Annotated in this window: 22 protein-coding genes; 17 read left to right on the forward strand and 5 right to left on the reverse strand. The window is 55.1% G+C overall.

Translation table 11 applies throughout. The features are described from left to right. Positions 1–133: 133 nt before the first annotated feature. On the reverse strand, positions 134–2,356 hold the full coding sequence (locus ABLV30_RS20695) for a glycosyltransferase (RefSeq protein WP_341799842.1): 2,223 nt from the start codon (positions 2,354–2,356) through the stop codon (positions 134–136). 99 nt (positions 2,357–2,455) lie between these two features. Here ABLV30_RS20695 and ABLV30_RS20700 point away from each other — a divergent pair, with 99 nt between their 5' ends. Then, positions 2,456–3,265, forward strand: coding sequence for a polysaccharide pyruvyl transferase family protein (locus ABLV30_RS20700; RefSeq protein ID WP_004097886.1), 810 nt, complete (start codon positions 2,456–2,458; stop codon positions 3,263–3,265). Positions 3,266–3,300: 35 nt separating this feature from the next. Here the strand turns inward: ABLV30_RS20700 and ABLV30_RS20705 are convergent, their stop codons facing one another. Further along, the gene (locus tag ABLV30_RS20705) at positions 3,301–3,936 is read right to left on the reverse strand and encodes a hypothetical protein (RefSeq protein ID WP_224354304.1); all 636 of its coding nucleotides are present in this window, start codon (positions 3,934–3,936) and stop codon (positions 3,301–3,303) included. 255 nt (positions 3,937–4,191) lie between these two features. Next, the gene (locus tag ABLV30_RS20710; protein WP_064358235.1) at positions 4,192–4,779 is read right to left on the reverse strand and encodes an NAD(P)H-dependent oxidoreductase; all 588 of its coding nucleotides are present in this window, start codon (positions 4,777–4,779) and stop codon (positions 4,192–4,194) included. Positions 4,780–4,894: 115 nt separating this feature from the next. Between ABLV30_RS20710 and ABLV30_RS20715 the strand changes: the two genes are divergently transcribed. Then, a complete protein-coding gene (locus ABLV30_RS20715) occupies positions 4,895–5,491 on the forward strand; it encodes a TetR/AcrR family transcriptional regulator (protein WP_265800805.1) in 597 nt (198 codons plus the stop codon). Positions 5,492–5,524: 33 nt separating this feature from the next. On the opposite strand, the gene ABLV30_RS20720 is transcribed toward ABLV30_RS20715, so the two are convergent. Then, on the reverse strand, positions 5,525–6,307 hold the full coding sequence (locus ABLV30_RS20720; protein ID WP_025107666.1) for a DsbA family protein: 783 nt from the start codon (positions 6,305–6,307) through the stop codon (positions 5,525–5,527). A 223-nt stretch (positions 6,308–6,530) separates the two neighbouring features. Between ABLV30_RS20720 and ABLV30_RS20725 the strand changes: the two genes are divergently transcribed. The 3 genes from ABLV30_RS20725 to cbpM all read left to right on the forward strand — a co-directional run bounded on the left by ABLV30_RS20725 (position 6,531) and on the right by cbpM (position 8,587). Next, a complete protein-coding gene (locus tag ABLV30_RS20725) occupies positions 6,531–7,211 on the forward strand; it encodes a TerC family protein (RefSeq protein ID WP_004097877.1) in 681 nt (226 codons plus the stop codon). 150 nt (positions 7,212–7,361) lie between these two features. After that, the gene (cbpA, locus tag ABLV30_RS20730; RefSeq protein WP_014227587.1) at positions 7,362–8,282 is read left to right on the forward strand and encodes a curved DNA-binding protein; all 921 of its coding nucleotides are present in this window, start codon (positions 7,362–7,364) and stop codon (positions 8,280–8,282) included. Then, positions 8,282–8,587, forward strand: coding sequence for a chaperone modulator CbpM (gene cbpM / locus ABLV30_RS20735; RefSeq protein WP_004097873.1), 306 nt, complete (start codon positions 8,282–8,284; stop codon positions 8,585–8,587). Before cbpA ends, cbpM begins: the two co-directional genes overlap by 1 nt. Positions 8,588–8,733: 146 nt before the next feature. On the opposite strand, the gene proP is transcribed toward cbpM, so the two are convergent. Then, on the reverse strand, positions 8,734–10,236 hold the full coding sequence (gene proP, locus ABLV30_RS20740) for a glycine betaine/L-proline transporter ProP (protein ID WP_025107668.1): 1,503 nt from the start codon (positions 10,234–10,236) through the stop codon (positions 8,734–8,736). A gap of 540 nt (positions 10,237–10,776) precedes the next feature. Here proP and ABLV30_RS20745 point away from each other — a divergent pair. From ABLV30_RS20745 to phnP, 12 genes are all read left to right on the forward strand, one after another. Continuing rightward, positions 10,777–11,112: a zinc ribbon domain-containing protein YjdM gene (locus ABLV30_RS20745; RefSeq protein WP_004097870.1), complete on the forward strand. Its 336-nt coding sequence runs from the start codon at positions 10,777–10,779 to the stop codon at positions 11,110–11,112. Between the two features lie 136 nt (positions 11,113–11,248). Beyond that, positions 11,249–11,683 (forward strand): VOC family metalloprotein YjdN, encoded by a 435-nt coding sequence (gene yjdN, locus ABLV30_RS20750; RefSeq protein WP_064377812.1) that lies wholly within the window; start codon positions 11,249–11,251, stop codon positions 11,681–11,683. A 216-nt stretch (positions 11,684–11,899) separates the two neighbouring features. Further along, the gene (gene phnF / locus ABLV30_RS20755) at positions 11,900–12,625 is read left to right on the forward strand and encodes a phosphonate metabolism transcriptional regulator PhnF (protein WP_032695092.1); all 726 of its coding nucleotides are present in this window, start codon (positions 11,900–11,902) and stop codon (positions 12,623–12,625) included. Further along, entirely contained in the window at positions 12,626–13,078 is a 453-nt protein-coding gene (gene phnG / locus ABLV30_RS20760) for a phosphonate C-P lyase system protein PhnG (RefSeq protein ID WP_134898958.1), read from the forward strand. After that, a complete protein-coding gene (phnH, locus tag ABLV30_RS20765) occupies positions 13,075–13,659 on the forward strand; it encodes a phosphonate C-P lyase system protein PhnH (RefSeq protein WP_004097865.1) in 585 nt (194 codons plus the stop codon). The genes phnG and phnH overlap by 4 nt, the downstream gene beginning before the upstream one ends. Continuing rightward, positions 13,659–14,723: a carbon-phosphorus lyase complex subunit PhnI gene (locus ABLV30_RS20770; protein ID WP_064375655.1), complete on the forward strand. Its 1,065-nt coding sequence runs from the start codon at positions 13,659–13,661 to the stop codon at positions 14,721–14,723. The genes phnH and ABLV30_RS20770 overlap by 1 nt, the downstream gene beginning before the upstream one ends. After that, positions 14,716–15,564, forward strand: coding sequence for an alpha-D-ribose 1-methylphosphonate 5-phosphate C-P-lyase PhnJ (locus ABLV30_RS20775; protein ID WP_004097861.1), 849 nt, complete (start codon positions 14,716–14,718; stop codon positions 15,562–15,564). The genes ABLV30_RS20770 and ABLV30_RS20775 overlap by 8 nt, the downstream gene beginning before the upstream one ends. After that, on the forward strand, positions 15,561–16,319 hold the full coding sequence (gene phnK, locus ABLV30_RS20780; RefSeq protein WP_004097860.1) for a phosphonate C-P lyase system protein PhnK: 759 nt from the start codon (positions 15,561–15,563) through the stop codon (positions 16,317–16,319). The genes ABLV30_RS20775 and phnK overlap by 4 nt, the downstream gene beginning before the upstream one ends. A 197-nt stretch (positions 16,320–16,516) precedes the next feature. Then, positions 16,517–17,203 carry a phosphonate C-P lyase system protein PhnL gene (gene phnL, locus ABLV30_RS20785; RefSeq protein ID WP_004097859.1) on the forward strand — a complete coding sequence of 229 codons (687 nt, stop codon included), beginning with the start codon at positions 16,517–16,519 and terminating at the stop codon, positions 17,201–17,203. Continuing rightward, the gene (phnM, locus tag ABLV30_RS20790) at positions 17,200–18,336 is read left to right on the forward strand and encodes an alpha-D-ribose 1-methylphosphonate 5-triphosphate diphosphatase (protein ID WP_014227580.1); all 1,137 of its coding nucleotides are present in this window, start codon (positions 17,200–17,202) and stop codon (positions 18,334–18,336) included. Before phnL ends, phnM begins: the two co-directional genes overlap by 4 nt. Further along, positions 18,336–18,899 carry a ribose 1,5-bisphosphokinase gene (gene phnN / locus ABLV30_RS20795; protein WP_014837158.1) on the forward strand — a complete coding sequence of 188 codons (564 nt, stop codon included), beginning with the start codon at positions 18,336–18,338 and terminating at the stop codon, positions 18,897–18,899. Before phnM ends, phnN begins: the two co-directional genes overlap by 1 nt. 15 nt (positions 18,900–18,914) lie before the next feature. Beyond that, entirely contained in the window at positions 18,915–19,673 is a 759-nt protein-coding gene (phnP, locus tag ABLV30_RS20800) for a phosphonate metabolism protein PhnP (protein ID WP_025107675.1), read from the forward strand. Positions 19,674–19,704: the final 31 nt, after the last annotated feature.

Raw genomic sequence — 19,704 nt, forward strand, 5'->3', positions numbered from 1 at the left:
CGGCGGCTCACCCCTTCGGGGCCAGCGCGACAAGCGCGCTGTTCAACGCCTGCGGGGTGAGCTGAGTGCGTCGAACAATTAAACTTCATTAAAACTCTTTTTTGCGGAGCCCTTTCGAGCTCCGCGGACGCTGCTATTTCAACAGGGATTTAACTTTCCCCCCCACCCGACGAACCAGACTTCTGCCTCTGTTGGCGCCCTGAACATGAATGGCTTCATAAAGAGCATTAAAGCGGTCATGGGCCCAGCCATCTCTTTGCTGGGAAATAAGACCATCAATCTTATGATTTAAAAGCTGCAGTTCATTACTGACAGAGTGGCCGCCATTGATGCTACGCAGTCGGCTCACCTCGCTCTCAAGTTCATGAATTTTTTCGAGGTAAGCAGGAATCAACCCCATCGCATAGTTATATTTCACATTTTCATCCATAAATGGACGGAAACTACGATAGTTATTTTTGCTCTTATTTCCGCTTAACAACATTCCGGAGTTTGCTACTCTGTACCAAAATAGTGGTTCAGGAACGAGCTGCAATTTATAGCCTTGTAAGGAGACTTTCGCAAAAAACTCCCAATCTTCATGGCCTAAACCATAATCTTCAGTAAAGCCACCGATATTGTCGAAAGCTTCTTTGCGGATAAGGGCATTCGCATCGCCAAAACAGTTACTAAAGCTGGCGATATTTAAATCCGGGCCTAACGGCAGCCAGCAGTGCGTCATTTTACGGAACGGAGAAGGGAACTCTTCACCAAAAATAAGATCGCTTGGGGTTGTTAACACATCGGCCCCGGAGTTTAATGCTGCCGTGACAAATGTCTCAACCTCAAAAGGTTTAGCGACATTATCATCGTCCATAAACATCAGATATTCACCGGAGGCGTGTCGCGCAGCCAAATTTCGCGCTGCGCCCAGGTAGTTATTAGAACTACGGATGATTTTCCAGCCTCGAGCGTTAAAATCGTTCTCGATAAGGTTCAAATAACGATGAGATTCTTCTTTTGTACTTCCATCATCAACTAAAATGACTTCAATATTTTGATACGTCTGCGTTTTAATTGAGGCAATTGCCTGCTGGAGCAAATGGTGACGATCGAAATGAGTGATACACACGCTAACTAACAGGCGATTCGATTCATCTATTTTCTTGAAGACGCTGTTATCTTTTCGCTCAATAGCGGCAAACCACGCTGCCTGGATATTTTCCTGTGACTCAACCAGCCCAGGCTTGATATTTATATTTTTTAAGCGATAGTGGATTTTACCGTACAAATCAACCGGCGTTGGGGTAAACAGAACCTCAGCATGATGCTCTTGCGGAATCAGTTCTGGAATTCCTCCGACGTTTGAGGCGAGGAAGTTAACGTTATTAACCAGACACTCATAAACTGTATACGGGGAGTTTTCAACGAGCGATGGGATGATGACTAATACATTTTTTCTTTTTATATATTCATTAGCATTGGTACGATCGTAATCGCTGATGATATTGACTGCCAGACCCAGATTTTTGGTCTGGTTCATGATATAGGTAAAGGAATCAATTTTACCCAGCGTGACATTCTTCCCGAGGAAGGTCACACCAGAGATCGTCTCTTTGTCTTCGTTAGAGAGTTTTCTTAATGCGCGCAGGAAGATATCGAGCCCTTTACGGGTTTCAAGCCGGCCGAAAAATACAAGCTCAACGCCTGAAGCGGGTGTTTCATTTGTTTTTACGACAACATCACTTCTCGTCTCAAACCCTTGAAATGGCTCACAATTTAAAATAACGTGGCGTTCTTCCGGAACGTTCCAGTGTTTACTCAACATCCAGTCAATTAAATACTGAGAAGGACTAACGACTTCATCAGCCATCTCAACAACCATTTTCTCCATATAATAGAGTTCAAGATGATTCTGATCATATGGGAGCTGGTAATTACCTTCATCAGCCCATAATGTTGAGCTATGAGTATTGACAATGAATTTTGTATTCTCAAAATCAGTGCCATTCTTTTTACTTAATAAAGCGTAATACAGATCTGCCTGCCATTCACAAGAAATAATAGTGTCGTAGACATTATTTTCTTTCAGCCAGAGCAGAATTGAGTAACTTTTTCTTCTAAAATAAGGCGCATCAATATTAATCTCTTTTACCAGACCGGTACTTAGCAGATTAATACCAAAGGTGCTATAAATACGTGACCAATCGCTAAAAGTTGATGCAGAAGACTCCGAATAGTCACCACATGTATACAATACATCGACATCATAACCCTTTTTTGCCAAAGTAGTGGCAAGGGCAGTGAAAGCAGTACCAATGCCGCCGTTACGGACAGGCCCCTCTATGTCCGGCGTCATTATAAGAACTTTTTTCATTGTGATCTTTCCTTAGTAACCTAGACTTTTCTATAATAATGAGTGAGTTGAAGTAATATTAAGATAGCAATCAATAGCTTCTGTTAAACAGGATAAAAAATGACCAGTGCAGAGTTAAAATTTGATTTATTTCTAAAATCCTATCATCCATCTCATCGATTTGTCTATAAGGCAAACCCCGGTAACGCGGGTGATGGCGTGATTGCATCGGCAACGTACGACTTTTTCGAACGAAATGCGCTTACCTATGTTCCTTACAGGGCCGATGAGCGCTACAGCGCTGATACTGATATTTTAATTTTTGGTGGCGGAGGAAACCTCATAGAAGGACTGTACGCTGAGGGCCGCGATTTTATTCAAAGTAATATTCACAAATTTCACAAAACGATCATTATGCCTTCGACCATCAGAGGGTATAGCGATTTATTCACTAATAATATAGATAAGTTAGTTGTCTTTTGCCGAGAAAATACCACTTTCGATTATATAAAATCTCTCAGCTATGAGCCAAATAAGAACGTATTCATTGCTGATGACATGGCATTTTATCTCGATCTTAGCCAGTACCTGTCTCTTAAACCTGCCTATAAACAACAGGCAAACTGTTTCAGAACAGACTCAGAGTCTCTGACAGGAGAGCATAAAGAAAACAATCATGATATTTCGCTCACGTGGAATGGCGACTATTGGGATAATGAATTTCTGGCACGAAACTCTACCCGCTGCATGATCAACTTTCTTGAAGAGTATAAAGTTGTAAATACCGACAGACTTCACGTGGCAATTTTAGCCTCCCTGCTGGGGAAAGAAGTCAATTTCTACCCTAACTCATACTACAAGAATGAAGCCGTTTATAATTACTCGCTGTTAAATCATTACCCAAAAACGTGCTTTATTACTACCAGCTAAAAAATGCAGCGTATATTAATACGCTGCAAAAAAATTCACATAACCTTTACAGCATTATCAATTATTGCCTGCCAGCCTTCACGCGAGTATTCATTTGCCCGGCTATAGTCGGCAAATCTATCGATTGCGCCAATAAAAAGATTATCAGTCACTTTCTTGATTTCACCTGGAGCTGAACTTTCCACGTTACTTTTCACGTAAAGTATTTTACTATTACCGTGCTTCTTAAACTCTTTTGCTAAAGCGAATACTATATCATCAAGATTATTGCCATTGCTTTTTACGACAAAAATTTTATTGTCATCAACAAGGCTTTTCTTAAATTTGCTTATCAGGTAATTAATCTTCTCTACTTCTTTTTTATAAATAAGATCATTTTCCTGTTCAGAATAACGCCAGACCCAGCTATCATTTTTATTATCGCTATACATTTCAGTATGAAAACAAATATCATACTGTTGATCAAGCACCATATCCTGCCAGGATGGGGTCAGGTTTTCATAGACATACAAACCAGCAAAATCAGATTCTATTAGTTTTAGAAGAGCATGATAGTTTTTTATTAAAGTCCAACGAAACAAGCTGCCTTCATCATAACCTGACTCTCTGAGAAAGAAAGCAAACTCACAATTATCACCGAGACTTTCGAAACGCTGTAATTTATTCATCATTGTTTTCCAGAAGGGGAACCGAAGGATTATACAATAAGGTACCTCTGGCTAACACCAAAAATGTCGTCAGATGCCGTCCGCGCAGGGCAACATAACGCGATGAAAACATGGCATATCAGCATGACGCCCCCTCGTGGGATTATCACGCGTTCTGTCCCGATATGACGCATATAACCCATTGATAATATATTTTTTTCAGGCCGGGCCCGGATAAAGCCGCCCAGCGGAAACCCAGGCTCGGGAGCGAAGCGAGCCTCAGGCAAACATCTTTCTTCCCAGCTGGCGCCCCGCCTCCAGATGCGCCTCCGCCGTTTTCAGGTCCGGCAACAGCAGCATCTGCGAACTGGCTACCGTCGCCCCGCAGTAATCAAAAATCCCGTGGACAATCTGCGCATTAAAAGCATCGGTAAATCCGTGCTTGTCATACGTTTGTTGACTCGCTGCGCCTAATGCCACCAGATGCACCCGCAGGCGGCCCAGCTTCTTCACGACATCGCCGTCGGCGGTCTCCTCATAGGCCCAGCCGTTTGAAAACACGCGGTCAACCCAGCCCTTTAACAGCCCTGGCATCGACCACCAGTAAACGGGAAAAACCAGCACCAGCGCGTCGGCGTTATCAATTCTGGCCTGCTCGGCCATCACGTCGGGCGGCGTGTCGCCGGTTTGCAGAAATGCGGCGATATCCGGCTCGGCAAATATCGGGTTAAAGCCTTCCTGCGTTAAATCCGCTATGTCAGCCGTATGCTGCGGGCCGGATTCGGCAATTCCTTGCGCAATCGCCGTCGCTACGCTGTGAGTCAGCGACGTCTTGAGAGGATGAGAAACCACGATTAATGCATGCATGACGGATACCCCAGTTGCGCTATAACGATATTGGACGTAGTCTTATATACCAACAGTAACCTACCATTAGTAAGTTACCTTTAGTATATTAATATGTCAACGGGAGAATGTTTCCATGTCTGAACAACTCGTACGTCAGCGTTTAACGCGAGAAGAGCGGCGCAAGCAGCTGATTGATGTCGCCTGGCATATTATTCGGCAAGAAGGGACCGATGCTCTGACGTTGGGTTATCTGGCGACGCAGGCGGGCGTGACTAAACCCGTGGTTTACGATCACTTTGACAGCCGTTCAGGGCTTTTCGCGACGCTTTATCGCGAATACGACCAACGCCAGACGGCGCGAATGGATGAGATACTGCGCAATACCGAACCGAATGCGGAGAAGCTGGCCTCGGCGATCGCCAACGCCTATATCGAGTGCGTGCTGCTTCAGGGGCGCGAGATGCCCAGCGTCATGGCCGCGCTGGCCGGGACGCCAGAGCTGGAGAAGATCAAACAAGAGTGCATCGCCACCTTTACCGGAAAATGTCGGGACTATTTTTCGCCGCTTTGCGAGAGTGAGAATCTCAGCGAGGCGGCCATTCTCGCCATGCTCGGCTCCGCCGACGGGCTATCGGCCGCGGTAGTGAACGGCGTCATCACGGAGCAGCAGGCTAAAGATGAACTCTTTCAGGTCATTATGTCGATGCTGCAGCGCTGCTGTCATCGCTAAATCGCGCCCGCCGTCCGGCGGACGCGTTGATTATCAGCCGCCCGCTTTCTTGATCGCCGCATCCAGCGAGGCTTTATCCGCCAGCCCCGGGAATACGGTGATCGTCGCTTCCGTGGCGCCGGTAGTCGGCATCACGATAACGCCCGGCGTCCCGCTCAGGCCAATTTCCTGCGCCAGCTGATTGGTGCTTTCCAGTACCGGCTCAACGTCCGCCGCTTTCTTCGCGTCGAAATTCACTTTCTTCGCCTGCTGCTGGATGTCGGCAGCCGTCAGCTTGCCTTCGTTATGTCCGGTGGAGTAGATCCCGTTATGGTAGGTCAGATAAGCCTCTGCGCCCTTCTGCTGATAAATCTGCAGGCCGGTTTTGGCCGCTTCAAGCGAGGTTTCCCAGCGGCTGCCAAAAATCGGCCACTCTTTAAAGGCAAAGCGGGTCTGCGGGTGCTCTTTAATCACCTGTTCCATTACCGGCGCCAGACGACTGCAGTAAACGCACTGATAATCAAAGAATTCAATGACCGTGACTTTGCCCTCTTTCGGGCCGTAGGTTGGCGTATTTTTATCCTGGGTCAGCGCAGCCGCATTCTTCAGTACCGCCTGGGTCGCGGCGCTGGCCTGCTGCTGTTGCTGAATTTGCTGTAGCTTCTGGCTGGCCTGCAGCAGCACTTCCGGATGCGCGACTAAGTAATCCGCGGCGATTTTGCCAATACGGGCCTCTTGTTCAGGCGTAAAAGTCGGCGCATCAGCAGCGGTCGCCATAAGCGGAAACAGGGTAGCGCCGATAAAGGCAAATGTGAGTAAATTCTTATGGCCGGGCATGTAGTTAGTCCTTGCGATAGGTGAACGGCAGATGTATTTCTACGAACAAAATATCATCCTTTGCCTGCGAATCATTGCCGGACCATGCAATGATTGGTAACGATATTTTTCAATCACTCGCTGCGCGCGGTCTCTCGGTAAGGTGGCCAGAGTGCCCTAACGAGAGTACGCTTCGCCCCTGCGTTTTTCTGTAGGTTCTCTTTTTTGGTTCGATGAGTTGGGTATGAATGCGTTTTTCAGTCAGTGGGACGTGGCGGTTATTCTGCTGCAAATTATTGCTATCGATCTGTTATTGGGTGGCGACAACGCGGTGGTGATCGCGATGGCCTGCCGTAAACTGCCGCCTCAGCAGCGTACCAAAGCGATTATCATCGGCACCGTCGGCGCAATAGCGGCGCGCGTGCTGCTTTTAGCTATCGCGATCTATTTACTCTCATTGCCGTGGCTTAAAGTGGTCGGCGCGCTGATGCTACTGTGGATTGGCATCAAGCTGGTGACCAATCAGGAAGAAGAGAATGATGTCAGCAGCTCCAGCAGCCTGTGGCGTACCGCGGTCACCATTACCGTTGCCGATGTCATAATGTCGCTGGATAACGTGCTGGCGGTGGCCGCCGCCGGAAAAGGCCATCTGCTGCTGGTCGCGCTGGGCGTATTGATCAGCATTCCGATTATCGTCCTCGGCAGCAAGCTGGTGCTGGCTATCCTCAACCGCTTCCCGTCCGTGGTGATGCTGGGCGGGGCGCTCATCGGCTGGATAGCCGGTTCCATGATGGTGACCGATGTGACCATCGTTCATCTGTTCCCCAACGCGCCCGCCGCGCTCCCCGTGATGGGCGGAGCCATTGGCGCCGCCCTTGTGCTGCTGGAAGGGTTGCGCAGAAACCGCCGGCGCTCCAGCGAATAGCTGGCGTTCACGCTTGGCCGCCGTCAATCCCGACGGCGTCAAGTTTGCGCCATTTTTCCCCCACATCCGCCCTCATTTGCCCTACGCTTAGTAAAGACACCTGATCCAGGGATCTGTAACCATAATATTGTGCATAAATGAGATAAAACCATGGAATTAAAGGATTATTATGCCATTTTAGGGGTTCAGCCAACGGACGATCTGAAAACCATTAAGACCGCCTATCGCCGTCTGGCACGTAAATACCACCCCGATGTCAGCAAAGAAAACGATGCCGAAGCCAAATTCAAAGATCTCGCCGAAGCCTGGGAAGTGCTTAAAGATGACCAGCGCCGCGCCGAATACGACCAGCTCTGGCAGCACCGTAACGATCCGCAGTTTGGCCGTCAGCAGCAGCATTCCCACGAGCAGAGCTATAGCCAGCAGGACTTCGACGACATCTTCTCCTCCATGTTTGGCCAGCAGGCGCACCATAGCCGCCGCCAGCACGGCGTCCGCGGTCATGACTTAGAGATAGAAGTCGCGGTATTCCTTGAGGAGACCCTGGCCGAGCAGACGCGCACCATCAGCTATAAGCTGCCGGTTTATAACGTCTTTGGCATGGTCGAAAGCGAAACGCCGAAAACCCTTAACGTGAAAATTCCCGCGGGCGTCGTCGACGGCCAGCGGATCCGCCTGAAAGGCCAGGGCACCCCTGGCGAAAATGGCGGCCCTAACGGCGACCTGTGGCTGGTGATTCATATCGCCCCGCATCCGCTGTTTGATATCGTCGGACACAACCTTGAAATCGTCCTGCCGCTGGCGCCGTGGGAAGCAGCGCTAGGCACCAGGGTCACTATCCCGACGCTGAAAGAGAGCATCCTGCTGACCATTCCGCCGGGCAGCCAGGCCGGTCAGCGGCTGCGGGTGAAGGGCAAAGGGCTGACCAGCAAAACCACCACCGGCGACCTGTATGCGGTGATCAAAATCGTCATGCCGCCAAAACCAGATGAGAAGAGCCGTGAGCTCTGGCAGCAGCTGGCTGATGCACAATCCAGCTTCGAGCCGCGTAAGACATGGGGGAAAGCCTGATGGCTAAGATAACAGTGACGTTCACGATTACCGAGTTTTGTCTCCACACCGGCCTTTCCGAAGAGGAGCTTAACGAGATTGTCGGCCTCGGCATGATCGAGCCGCGCCAGCCGCAGCGGGAAAACTGGCTGTTTGACGATAGCGCGGTGACCATCGTTCACCGCGCCGTACGCCTGCGCAAAGAGCTGGAGCTGGACTGGCCGGGTATCGCTGTGGCCTTAACGCTGCTGGACGAGAACGCGCGCCTGAGCCGCGAAAATCAAATTCTGCAGCAGCGGCTGGCGCGCTTTCTGACCCATAGCTAAGCCGTAGCCCGCTCTCTTCCTGCGGCACCGCCCGGTCCTTACCGGGCCCGGGCGGTCCGCGAATGACCTCAAGCCCGTAGCCGCTCAGGACATAAAAAATGCCGCCGGGGGAAGCCCGCGGCGGCATGAATTACTGGCAAAACGATTTAGTCGTTGATGCGCGGATGCTGCTGCACCAGACGAGAACGTTTTTCCTGCAGGTCGGCGATTTCCTGATCGATATCTTCGATTTTATGTTCGATGTTATCGTAGTGCTCGCCGAGAATTTCTTTCGCTTCCTGAATATCCGAAGCCGCTGGCGTCGCCCCTTTCAGCGGACGATTGGCGGTCTCTTTCATCGACAGGCCGGTAATCAGACCAATCAACGCCACCACCATCAGATAGTAAGCCGGCATCATCAGGTTCTGCGTGCTTTCCACCAGCCACGCCGCCAGAGTCGGCGTCAGACCGGCAATCAGCACCGAGATGTTAAAGGCGCTGGCCAGGGCGCTAAAGCGGATGTGGGTCGGAAACATCGCCGGCAGCGACGAGGCCATCACCCCGATAAAGCAGTTCAGCACCACCGCCAGCAACAGCAGACCGGCGAAAATCAGGCCAAGGACGTTACTGTTAATCATGATAAAGGCCGGAATCGACAGCCCGAACAGCGCCACGCTACCAATCAGGATGAACGGACGACGGCCAAAACGGTCGCTGAGCATACCGATAACCGGCTGAACGAACAGCATCCCGACCATGATGGCGATGATGATCAGCACCCCGTGGTCTTCAGAATAGTGCAGGTTATGCGACAGGTAGCTCGGCATGTAGGTCAGCAACATGTAGTAGGTCACGTTGGTGGAAATCACCAGACCGATACAGGTCAGCAGGCTACGCCAGTGTTTGGTCGCAATCTCTTTGAAAGAGACTTTCGGCCCATCCTGCAGGCCCTCGCGGTCGCCCTGCTCCATTTTATCAACGTGCTGCTGGAACGCCGGCGTCTCTTCCAGCGCATGACGCAGATAAAGACCGATAATCCCTAACGGCAGCGCCAGGAAGAACGGAATACGCCAGCCCCAGTCGAGGAAGTTCTCTTCGCCCACCACGCTGGAAATCAGCACGACTACGCCCGCGCCCATGACAAAACCGGCTATCGAACCGAAGTCCAGCCAGCTGCCCATAAAGCCGCGTTTACGGTCAGGCGAGTACTCTGCAACAAAGATAGAGGCACCGGTATATTCGCCGCCCACCGAGAAGCCCTGCGCCATTTTACACAGCAGCAGCAGGATCGGCGCCCAGATACCAATCGTGGCATACGACGGAATAAGGCCGATACAGAATGTACTTATCGACATGATAACGATGGTTATCGCCAGAATCTTTTGTCGACCGTATTTATCGCCCAGCATCCCGAAGAACAGGCCGCCTAATGGACGAATTAAGAAGGGAACCGAGAAAGTACCGAGCGCGGCAATCATCTGCACGCTGGGGTTGGCATCGGGGAAAAAGACCTTACCAAGCGCATATGCAACAAAACCATATACCCCAAAATCGAACCATTCCATCGCGTTACCCAGCGACGCTGCGGTAATCGCTTTCTTCAGTTTGCTATCATCAATGATGGTCACATCCCGAAGCGTGATGGGTTTTACTTTTTTCCTTTTAAGCATAATTATCCTCTTTTGCTCTCGCCTTGAGCGCACGAATCTCCGCCGAATGACAAGGTCATTCGCGTCATGCGTTGGGAGCGGCGAATTGCTGTGCTCCACATTTCAAGCGTAGCAGGTTTGCCTGCACTGTCTGCTGACAGTCCGTACAACCGAACCTGTTGACGCCTGCTCTGGCCATAATGAAATAAGCGGTACCGCTAATAAGTGTAGTGAATTTGCGTTCTCGCCTTTTTACCCTAACAGCGTTTAAATTTGGGATCAACTTCACAAAAATTTACCTACCCTTAAACAGAGTCATCCAAAAGCAATAAGTTCAATGAATATTGGAACTTAGCGATACATTTCCGGAAATATCCTGCGCTTTTTATGAAAATAAGCCCGCCAGGCCTCACGATATATATCCTCTTTCTCCGCTGCGATAAGTCATAAAAAAGGCCCGACAAAAGTGCGGGATTGCGCTATAATCAGCATTACTTTCGGCTATCAGCCGCCATTTAAAGGACCAACGTCCTGTTTTACCCAGTAATCGCGAGGAACGTCATGCAACTGCCACACTGCCCAAAATGCCATTCTGAATACACTTACGAAGACGGCGGCATGTTTATCTGCCCGGAATGCGCCCATGAATGGAACAATGCCGAGCCTGCGGACGATAACGACGCGCTGGTGGTCAAAGACGCCAACGGTAATTTACTCGCCGACGGCGACAGCGTCACCGTGGTAAAAGATCTGAAGGTTAAAGGCAGCTCTTCGATGCTAAAAATCGGCACTAAAGTGAAGAATATCCGCCTGGTTGAAGGCGATCATAATATTGACTGTAAAATAGATGGTTTTGGCCCGATGAAGCTAAAATCCGAATTTGTTAAAAAGAACTGATTTTATTCCCCCGACGCCCGTTGTCGGGGGGAAATATATTTTCCCGTGGCCTCCCGGAATCCCTCGCTGCCGCCTGGCTTAATTCTGCAATCCCCTTCTACGCTTAATGGAATATTCGTTACCTGAGGTAATGGTTATGCCCTTAAGTCCCTATATCGCTTTTAGCGGCAACTGCGCTGCCGCCATCGCTTTCTACCAGCAGGCGCTGGGCGCGGAGCTCATCCACAAAATCACCTGGGGTGAAATGCCGCAGAATACGCGGGACGCCGAAGATGGCTGCCCTTCCGGCCAGCATCTGGCTGCCGACGGTATCGCGCACGCCAGCCTGCGCATTGCCGATAGTATCCTGATGCTCAGCGACAGCCCCTCCAGCAACATGGAGCGCTACGCCGGATTTACCGTCGTGCTGGACTCGCAGGATGTTATTGAGGGTAAACGCTGGTTTGACGGCCTCGCCGACGGCGGGCAGATTGAAATGGCCTGGCAGGAAACCTTCTGGGCGCACGGCTTCGGTAAAGTTATCGACCGCTTTGGCGTCCCGTGGATGGTCAACGTGGTGAAAGAGCCTTAACGCTGACCTTTTCCCTCACTCTGTGTTCCCCCCGAAAGGGAGAGAGGGCGGAGTGAGGGCATCTGTGCATTCACTCCCCCTTACCCTGTCATTCCACCGGCATCAACTCTTCATCCCCCGGTCATCATGAGTTAACCGAAATGTAACAAAAAACCGTCAGGATCGGCCCACGCTCAGAGGGAAATACTTCCTTGTCCTTAGTGAGGCTCGATTGACATGTACCTATCCAGACATCCGACCAGTTATCCAACGCGATATCAGGAAATTGCCGCCAAACTGGAGCAAGAGCTTCGCCATCATTACCGCTGCGGCGACTATCTGCCCGCCGAGCAGCAGCTGGCGTCCCGCTTTGAGGTTAACCGCCACACCCTGCGCCGGGCCATCGATCAGCTCGTCGAACGCGGCTGGGTCCAGCGCCGTCAGGGCGTCGGCGTGCTGGTGCTGATGCGCCCGATAGATTATCCGCTCAACGCCCAGGCCCGCTTTAGCCAAAATCTTCTCGAACAGGGCAGCCACCCGACCAGCGAGAAGCTGCTGTCGGTGGTGCGTCCGGCCAGCAGCCACGTTGCCGAGGCGTTTGCTATCAGTGAAGGCGATAACGTCATTCACCTGCGCACCCTGCGCCGCGTGAACGGCGTCGCCCTGTGTCTGATTGACCACTACTTTACCGACCTGCAGCTGTGGCCGGTTCTGCAAACCTTTACCCACGGCTCTCTCCATGACCTGCTGCGCGATCGGCTGGATATCGAACTGACCCGCGTGCGCACCAAAATCAGCGCCCGCCGCGCGCAGGCCAAAGAGAGCAATATTCTCGGCATTCCCAACATGGCGCCGCTGCTGTGCGTGCGCACCCTGAATCATCGCCAGGGCGAGCAGAGCGCGACGGAGTACTCCGTCAGCCTGACCCGCGCCGACATGATTGAATTCACCATGGAGCACTGAATGCACTTTGATACCGCAACCCGCCAGCGCTGGATGTCCGTGCTGGCCCACAGTGAACCACAAGAACTGGCGGCGCGGATGCAGACGCTGCAGCTCGCGCCGCAGTATGAGCTGATTCGCGCCCCGGAGACCGGGCTGGTGCAGCTGCAGGCGCGTATGGGCGGCATCGGCGACCGATTCTTCGCCGGAGACGCCACCTTAACCCGCGCCGCCATTCGCCTGGCCGACGGCACCCTCGGCTATAGCTGGATTCTGGGCCGCGACCGCCTGCACGCTGAACACTGCGCGGCCATTGATGCCCTGATGCAGTCACCACACCATTTTCACACCCTGATGGAAACCCTGATAACCCCGCTGGAAGAACAACGCAGCGCGCGCATTGAAGCCCGACGCGCCGAAGTCAACGCCAGCCGGGTCGACTTCTTTACTCTGGTTCGCGGAGATAACGCATGACATTACAACCCGCCTTTACCCTGGCTGTGCAGGATGCCCAGCACAGTTTCCGCCGCCTGCTGAAGGCGATGAGCGAGCCGGGAGTGATTGTCTCCCTGCAGCAGCTTCAGCACGGCTGGCAGCCGCTGAACGTCGCCTCCACCAGCCTGCTGCTGACGCTGGTGGATCACGATACGCCGGTCTGGCTCGCTCCCGCGCTGCATAACGATCTTGTCGGCCAGAATCTGCGCTTCCATACCGGCGCGCCGCTGGTTGAGCAGCCGCAGCAGGCGACCTTCGCCGTCGCCAGCGACAGCATCAGCGCCGAGCAGCTGAACGTGCTTTCCGCCGGTACCGTCGTCGCCCCGGAAACCGGCGTCACGCTGGTGGTTCAGCTTGCCAGCCTGAGCGGCGGCCGGATGCTGCGGCTGACCGGCGCGGGGATCGCCGAAGAGCGGATGATCGCCCCGCAGCTGCCGGAATGCATTATTGAAGAATTGACCGAGCGTCCGCATCCGTTCCCGCTGGGAATCGATCTGATCCTCACCTGCGGCGAACGCCTGCTGGCGATTCCGCGCACCACTCACGTCGAGGTCTGCTAATGTACGTAGCCGTCAAAGGCGGCGAGAAGGCGATCGTCGCCGCTCACGCCCTACAGGAACAGAAACGCCGAGGCGAGGGACGGCTTCCTGAAATCAGCGTTGATCAGATTAGCCAACAGCTTAATCTGGCGGTGGACCGGGTCATGACCGAAGGCGGCATCGCCGACCGGGAGCTGGCGGCGCTGGCGCTGAAGCAGGCCAGCGGCGACAGCGTCGAAGCGATTTTTCTGCTGCGCGCTTATCGCACCACCCTGCAAAGGCTGGCGGTCAGCGAGCCAGTCGACACCGCCGGTATGCGCCTTGAGCGCCGTATCTCGGCGGTCTATAAAGATATCCCCGGCGGCCAGATGCTCGGCCCGACCTACGATTACACCCACCGTCTGCTCGATTTTACCCTGCTGGCCAACGGCGAAACGCCGCCGCTGGCGACCGATAGCGCACCGCAGGAAGCGACGCCGCACGTCTTTAATCTGCTCGTCCAGCAGGGGCTGGCGAAGGCGGAGCGGGATACCGACGCGCAGCCCGACGATATCACCCGCCATCCGCCGGTTTATCCCTGTTCGCGCTCTTCGCGCCTGCAGCAGCTGACGCGCGGCGACGAGGGCTACCTGCTGGCGCTGGCCTACTCCACCCAGCGCGGCTACGGACGCAACCATCCGTTTGCCGGTGAAATTCGCAGCGGCTACGTCGCGGTGGAGATCGCTCCCGAAGAGCTGGGCTTCACCGTCACTATCGGCGAACTGCTGATGACCGAATGCGAGATGGTCAACGGCTTTGTCGACCCTCAGGATGAACCGCCGCACTTTACCCGCGGCTACGGCCTGACGTTCGGCATGAGCGAGCGCAAAGCGATGGCGATGGCGCTGGTTGACCGCGCGCTCCAGGCGCCGGAGTACGGCGAAGAGGTGGCGGGCCCTGCCCAGGATGAAGAGTTTGTGCTGGCCCATGCCGATAACGTCGAGGCCGCCGGTTTCGTTTCGCACCTTAAACTTCCCCACTATGTCGATTTCCAGGCCGAACTGGCGCTGCTTAAACGCCTGCAACGGGAGAATCAACGTGGCTAACGCACTGACCGGCTATAACTTTGCTTATCTCGACGAGCAAACCAAACGCATGATCCGCCGCGCCATCCTGAAAGCGGTGGCCATCCCCGGCTACCAGGTGCCCTTCGGCGGTCGCGAGATGCCGATGCCCTACGGCTGGGGAACCGGCGGTATCCAGCTTACCGCCAGCGTCATCGGGGAAAATGACGTCCTGAAGGTGATCGATCAGGGCGCCGATGACACCACCAACGCGGTATCGATTCGTCAGTTTTTCAAACGCGTGACCGGCGTCGCGACCACCGAGCGCACCGAAGACGCCACGCTGATCCAGACCCGCCACCGGATCCCGGAAACGCCGCTGACTGACGATCAGATCCTGATCTTCCAGGTGCCGATCCCGGAGCCGCTGCGCTTTATCGAGCCGCGCGAAACCGAAACCCGCACCATGCACGCGCTGGAGGAGTACGGCGTGATGCAGGTGAAGCTGTACGAAGATATTGCCCGCTTCGGCCATATCGCCACCACCTACGCCTACCCGGTGAAGGTCAACGGCCGCTACGTGATGGATCCGTCGCCGATTCCAAAATTCGATAATCCGAAGATGCATATGATGCCTGCGCTACAGCTGTTCGGCGCCGGACGCGAAAAACGCATCTACGCGGTACCGCCGTATACCCCGGTTGAGAGCCTCGATTTCGACGATCATCCGTTTACCGTTCAGGAGTGGGATGAACCCTGCGCCATCTGCGGATCTCGCCATAGCTATCTTGATGAAGTGGTGCTCGACGACAGCGGCAAACGGATGTTTGTCTGCTCCGATACCGACTATTGCCGCCAACAGAGCGAGGAGCAGAAAAAATGAGTCATCCGTTACTGGCGGTGAACAACCTGACCCACCTCTACGCGCCGGGCAAAGGCTTCAGCGACGTCTCGTTTGAGCTGTGGCCGGGGGAAGTGCTGGGTATCGTCGGCGAATCCGGCTCCGGAAAAACCACGCTGCTGAAAGCGATCTCCGCCCGCCTGGCCCCGCAGCAGGGAGAAGTGCTGTATCAACAGCGCTCGCTATACGCCATGAGCGAAGCGGATCGCCGACGTCTGCTGCGCACCGAATGGGGCGTGGTGCATCAGCATCCGATGGACGGCCTGCGCCGCCAGGTCTCGGCCGGCGGCAATATCGGCGAACGCCTGATGGCCACCGGGTCCCGTCACTACGGCAATATTCGCGCCACCGCCGGACAGTGGCTGCAGGAGGTGGAGATCCCGCCTTCGCGCATTGACGACCTGCCCACCACCTTTTCCGGCGGGATGCAGCAGCGCCTGCAAATCGCCCGCAATCTGGTGACGCAGCCGAGGCTGGTGTTTATGGATGAGCCCACCGGCGGGCTGGACGTATCGGTGCAGGCGCGCCTGCTCGATCTGCTGCGCGGCCTGGTCGTGGAGCTGAACCTGGCGGTGGTGATTGTGACCCACGACCTTGGCGTCGCCCGCCTGCTGGCTAACCGTCTGCTGGTGATGAAGCAGGGCCAGGTAGTCGAAAGCGGCTTAACCGACCGGGTGCTCGACGATCCCCATCACCCCTATACCCAGCTGCTGGTGTCGTCGGTGTTGCAGAACTGAGTGAATGTCCACTCCCCGGTGGCGCTGCGCTTACCGGGGCTACGGATCCCGGGCCGTCTGCGAGCCGGTAGCCCGGACAGGCGCAACGCGTCGCCTCCGGGATTCCCCGGTCGCGCTTCGTGAGTTAATGCATCAGGTAGCCCGGATAAGGCGTTCACGCCGCGATCCGGGGAAATTCAGGCACGATGAGGCTAAAAATGAACGCCATCCGCGTTGAAAACATCCATAAAACCTTTGTTCTGCACCAGCAGCACGGCGTCCGTCTGCCGGTACTCGCCGACGCCTCGCTGACCGTGAATGCCGGTGAATGCGTGGTGCTGCACGGCCATTCCGGTAGCGGAAAATCGACCCTGCTGCGTTCGCTGTACGCCAACTATCTCCCCGATAGCGGCCACATTCATATTCGCCACGGCGATGAATGGGTGGACCTGGTCACCGCCACGCCGCGTAAAGTGCTGGAAGTGCGCAAAACCACCATTGGCTGGGTCAGCCAGTTTCTGCGGGTGATCCCGCGCATTTCCGCCCTCGACGTAGTGATGCAGCCGCTGCTCGAACTGGGCATCCCGCGCGAAGAGAGCGCCGCGAAAGCCGCCCGCCTGCTAACGCGGCTGAACGTACCCGAACGCCTGTGGCACCTCGCCCCCTCGACTTTTTCCGGCGGTGAACAACAGCGGGTTAACATCGCCCGCGGCTTCGCGGTCGACTACCCGATTTTGCTTCTCGACGAACCCACCGCCTCGCTGGACGGCAAAAATAGCGCCGCGGTGGTGGAACTGATCCATGAAGCCAAAGCCCGCGGCGCGGCGATCGTCGGTATTTTTCACGACGAGGCCACGCGCAACCAGGTCGCCGACCGTCTGCACCCGATGGGGATTTCAGCATGATTATCAATAACGTAAAGCTGGTTCTCGAAGACGAGGTGATTAACGGCTCGCTGGAAGTGCAGGACGGCAGAATTTCGGCCTTTGCCGAAAGCCAGAGCCGACTGGCGGAGGCCATCGATGGAGAGGGCGGCTGGCTGCTGCCGGGGCTTATCGAGCTGCATACCGACAACCTGGACAAGTTTTTCACCCCGCGACCGAAAGTGGACTGGCCCGCCCACTCGGCGATGAGCAGCCACGACGCGCTGATGGTCGCCAGCGGCATCACCACCGTGCTGGATGCCGTGGCTATTGGCGATGTGCGCGACGGCGGCGATCGCCTGGAAAATCTCGAAAAAATGATCAACGCCGTGGAAGAGACGCAGAAGCGCGGCCTCAACCGCGCAGAACATCGGCTGCATCTGCGCTGCGAACTGCCGCATCACACCACCCTGCCGCTGTTTGAGAAGCTGGTTGGCCGCGAGCCGGTGAGCATGGTCTCCCTGATGGATCACTCCCCTGGCCAGCGCCAGTATGCCGACCGCAGCAAATACCGCGACTACTATCAGGGCAAATATCACCTGACCAACGAAGAGATGGACAAATTCGAAGAGGAGCAGATGGCGCTGGCGGCGGCCTGGTCTCAGCCTAACCGGCAGCGCATCGCCGCCATCTGTCGCGAACGGAATATCGCGCTGGCCAGCCACGATGACGCCACCTGCGAACATGTGCTCGAATCGCGCCAGCTTGGCAGCGTCATCGCCGAATTTCCCACCACGATCGCCGCAGCGCAGGCGTCACGCCAGCACGGGATGAACGTACTGATGGGCGCGCCGAATATCGTACGCGGCGGCTCGCACTCGGGGAACGTCGCCGCCCACCATCTGGCGGCCAGCGGCCTGCTGGACATTCTCTCCTCCGACTATTATCCCGCCAGCCTGCTGGATGCCGCTTTTCGCATCGCCGACGACGAGGGCAACGCCTTTACCCTCGCGCAGGCCATTCGTCTGGTGAGCAAAAACCCGGCCCAGGCGCTGGGGCTGCACGACCGCGGGGCGATTGCCGAAGGTAAGCGGGCGGACCTGGTGCTGGCGCGCCGTCACGGCGAGCATATCCATATTGATCACGTCTGGCGGCAAGGCAAGAGGGTCTTCTGATGACAGGGAAACTGATTTGGCTGGTCGGCCCCTCCGGCTCCGGCAAAGACAGCCTGCTGGCGGCGCTGCGCCAGCGGGAGCATCCGCAGCTGCTGGTGGCGCACCGCTACATAACCCGTCCACACAACGCGGGCTGTGAAAACCATATCGCCCTCAGCGAGCATGAGTTTTTTACCCGCGCCGAACAACATCTGTTTGCTCTTAGCTGGCATGCTAACAACAATTACTATGGCATTGGCATCGAGATTGACCTGTGGCTGCACGCCGGGTTCGACGTGGTCGCTAACGGTTCACGCGCCCATCTGCCGCAGGCGCAGGCGCGCTATGCCGACGCGCTGCTGCCCATCTGTCTGCAGGTTTCTCCGGCGGTGCTGCGACAGCGCCTGGAGCAGCGCGGACGGGAGAACGAGACGGAAATCGCCCAGCGCCTGGCGCGCGCGGCGCGCTATACGCCGAACGAGTGTCTGACGCTGAATAACGATGGCCGACTTAGCCAGTCGGTGGATGCCCTGGTTTCGCTGATTCGTATTCACGGCAACCGGCGCGAACAGCAGACTGCCTGAACGCGAGGAGAAGAGATGAGCCTGACTATCCGCTTAACCGGCACCGGCGGCGCGCAGCTGGTACCGGTTTTCGGCTGCGACTGCCCCGCCTGCCGCCGCGCCCGCGTCGACGAAGCGCATCGTCGCCGTCCCTGTAGCGCGGTCGTCAAATACAACAACGCGGTGACCCTGCTCGATGCCGGGCTACCGGACCTGATGATCCAGTGGCCCGCCGGCAGCTTTCAGCAGTTTCTGCTCACCCATTATCATATGGATCACGTTCAAGGCCTGTTCCCGCTGCGCTGGGGCGTGGGCGAACCTATTGCGGTATACGGCCCCCCGGATGAACAGGGCTGCGATGATCTGTTTAAGCATCCTGGCCTGCTGGATTTCAGCCATACCGTCGAACCCTTTGTAAGATTTGAACTTCAGGGATTGCGCGTTACGCCGCTGCCGCTGAACCACTCAAGGCTCACGTTTGGCTATCTGCTGGAGTCGGCCCACAGCCGGGTCGCCTGGCTATCCGACACCGCCGCGCTGCCGGAGAAAACGCTGAAGTTCCTGCTGAATAACCAGCCGCAGCTTATCATTATCGACTGTAGCCACGAGCCGCGCCCGCAGCCGCCGCGCAACCACTGCGACCTGAACACCGTGCGGGCCATTAACCAGATCATCGGCTGCCCGCGGGTGATCCTCACCCATATCAGCCACCGCTTCGATACGTGGATGATGGAAAATGCTCTACCAGCGGGATTTGAAGCGGGATTTGACGGCATGGAGATAGCGCTGGATTAAGCGGGCGCGGCGAAAGCCGCGGGTCGTGCCG

This window comes from Klebsiella sp. CN_Kp113, assembly GCF_040064585.1.
Classification (GTDB): Bacteria; Pseudomonadota; Gammaproteobacteria; order Enterobacterales; family Enterobacteriaceae; genus Klebsiella; species Klebsiella michiganensis.

What these genes read in the sequence shown, in the direction of transcription:
- ABLV30_RS20695 (WP_341799842.1), bottom strand. Translation starts at nt 2,356, where the DNA reads ATGAAAAAAGTTCTTATAATGACGCCGGACATAGAGGGGCCTGTCCGT.
- ABLV30_RS20700 (WP_004097886.1), top strand. Translation starts at nt 2,456, where the DNA reads ATGACCAGTGCAGAGTTAAAATTTGATTTATTTCTAAAATCCTATCAT.
- ABLV30_RS20705 (WP_224354304.1), bottom strand. Translation starts at nt 3,936, where the DNA reads ATGATGAATAAATTACAGCGTTTCGAAAGTCTCGGTGATAATTGTGAG.
- ABLV30_RS20710 (WP_064358235.1), bottom strand. Translation starts at nt 4,779, where the DNA reads ATGCATGCATTAATCGTGGTTTCTCATCCTCTCAAGACGTCGCTGACT.
- ABLV30_RS20715 (WP_265800805.1), top strand. Translation starts at nt 4,895, where the DNA reads ATGTCTGAACAACTCGTACGTCAGCGTTTAACGCGAGAAGAGCGGCGC.
- ABLV30_RS20720 (WP_025107666.1), bottom strand. Translation starts at nt 6,307, where the DNA reads ATGCCCGGCCATAAGAATTTACTCACATTTGCCTTTATCGGCGCTACC.
- ABLV30_RS20725 (WP_004097877.1), top strand. Translation starts at nt 6,531, where the DNA reads ATGAATGCGTTTTTCAGTCAGTGGGACGTGGCGGTTATTCTGCTGCAA.
- cbpA (WP_014227587.1), top strand. Translation starts at nt 7,362, where the DNA reads ATGGAATTAAAGGATTATTATGCCATTTTAGGGGTTCAGCCAACGGAC.
- cbpM (WP_004097873.1), top strand. Translation starts at nt 8,282, where the DNA reads ATGGCTAAGATAACAGTGACGTTCACGATTACCGAGTTTTGTCTCCAC.
- proP (WP_025107668.1), bottom strand. Translation starts at nt 10,236, where the DNA reads ATGCTTAAAAGGAAAAAAGTAAAACCCATCACGCTTCGGGATGTGACC.
- ABLV30_RS20745 (WP_004097870.1), top strand. Translation starts at nt 10,777, where the DNA reads ATGCAACTGCCACACTGCCCAAAATGCCATTCTGAATACACTTACGAA.
- yjdN (WP_064377812.1), top strand. Translation starts at nt 11,249, where the DNA reads ATGCCCTTAAGTCCCTATATCGCTTTTAGCGGCAACTGCGCTGCCGCC.
- phnF (WP_032695092.1), top strand. Translation starts at nt 11,900, where the DNA reads ATGTACCTATCCAGACATCCGACCAGTTATCCAACGCGATATCAGGAA.
- phnG (WP_134898958.1), top strand. Translation starts at nt 12,626, where the DNA reads ATGCACTTTGATACCGCAACCCGCCAGCGCTGGATGTCCGTGCTGGCC.
- phnH (WP_004097865.1), top strand. Translation starts at nt 13,075, where the DNA reads ATGACATTACAACCCGCCTTTACCCTGGCTGTGCAGGATGCCCAGCAC.
- ABLV30_RS20770 (WP_064375655.1), top strand. Translation starts at nt 13,659, where the DNA reads ATGTACGTAGCCGTCAAAGGCGGCGAGAAGGCGATCGTCGCCGCTCAC.
- phnK (WP_004097860.1), top strand. Translation starts at nt 15,561, where the DNA reads ATGAGTCATCCGTTACTGGCGGTGAACAACCTGACCCACCTCTACGCG.
- phnL (WP_004097859.1), top strand. Translation starts at nt 16,517, where the DNA reads ATGAACGCCATCCGCGTTGAAAACATCCATAAAACCTTTGTTCTGCAC.
- phnM (WP_014227580.1), top strand. Translation starts at nt 17,200, where the DNA reads ATGATTATCAATAACGTAAAGCTGGTTCTCGAAGACGAGGTGATTAAC.
- phnN (WP_014837158.1), top strand. Translation starts at nt 18,336, where the DNA reads ATGACAGGGAAACTGATTTGGCTGGTCGGCCCCTCCGGCTCCGGCAAA.
- phnP (WP_025107675.1), top strand. Translation starts at nt 18,915, where the DNA reads ATGAGCCTGACTATCCGCTTAACCGGCACCGGCGGCGCGCAGCTGGTA.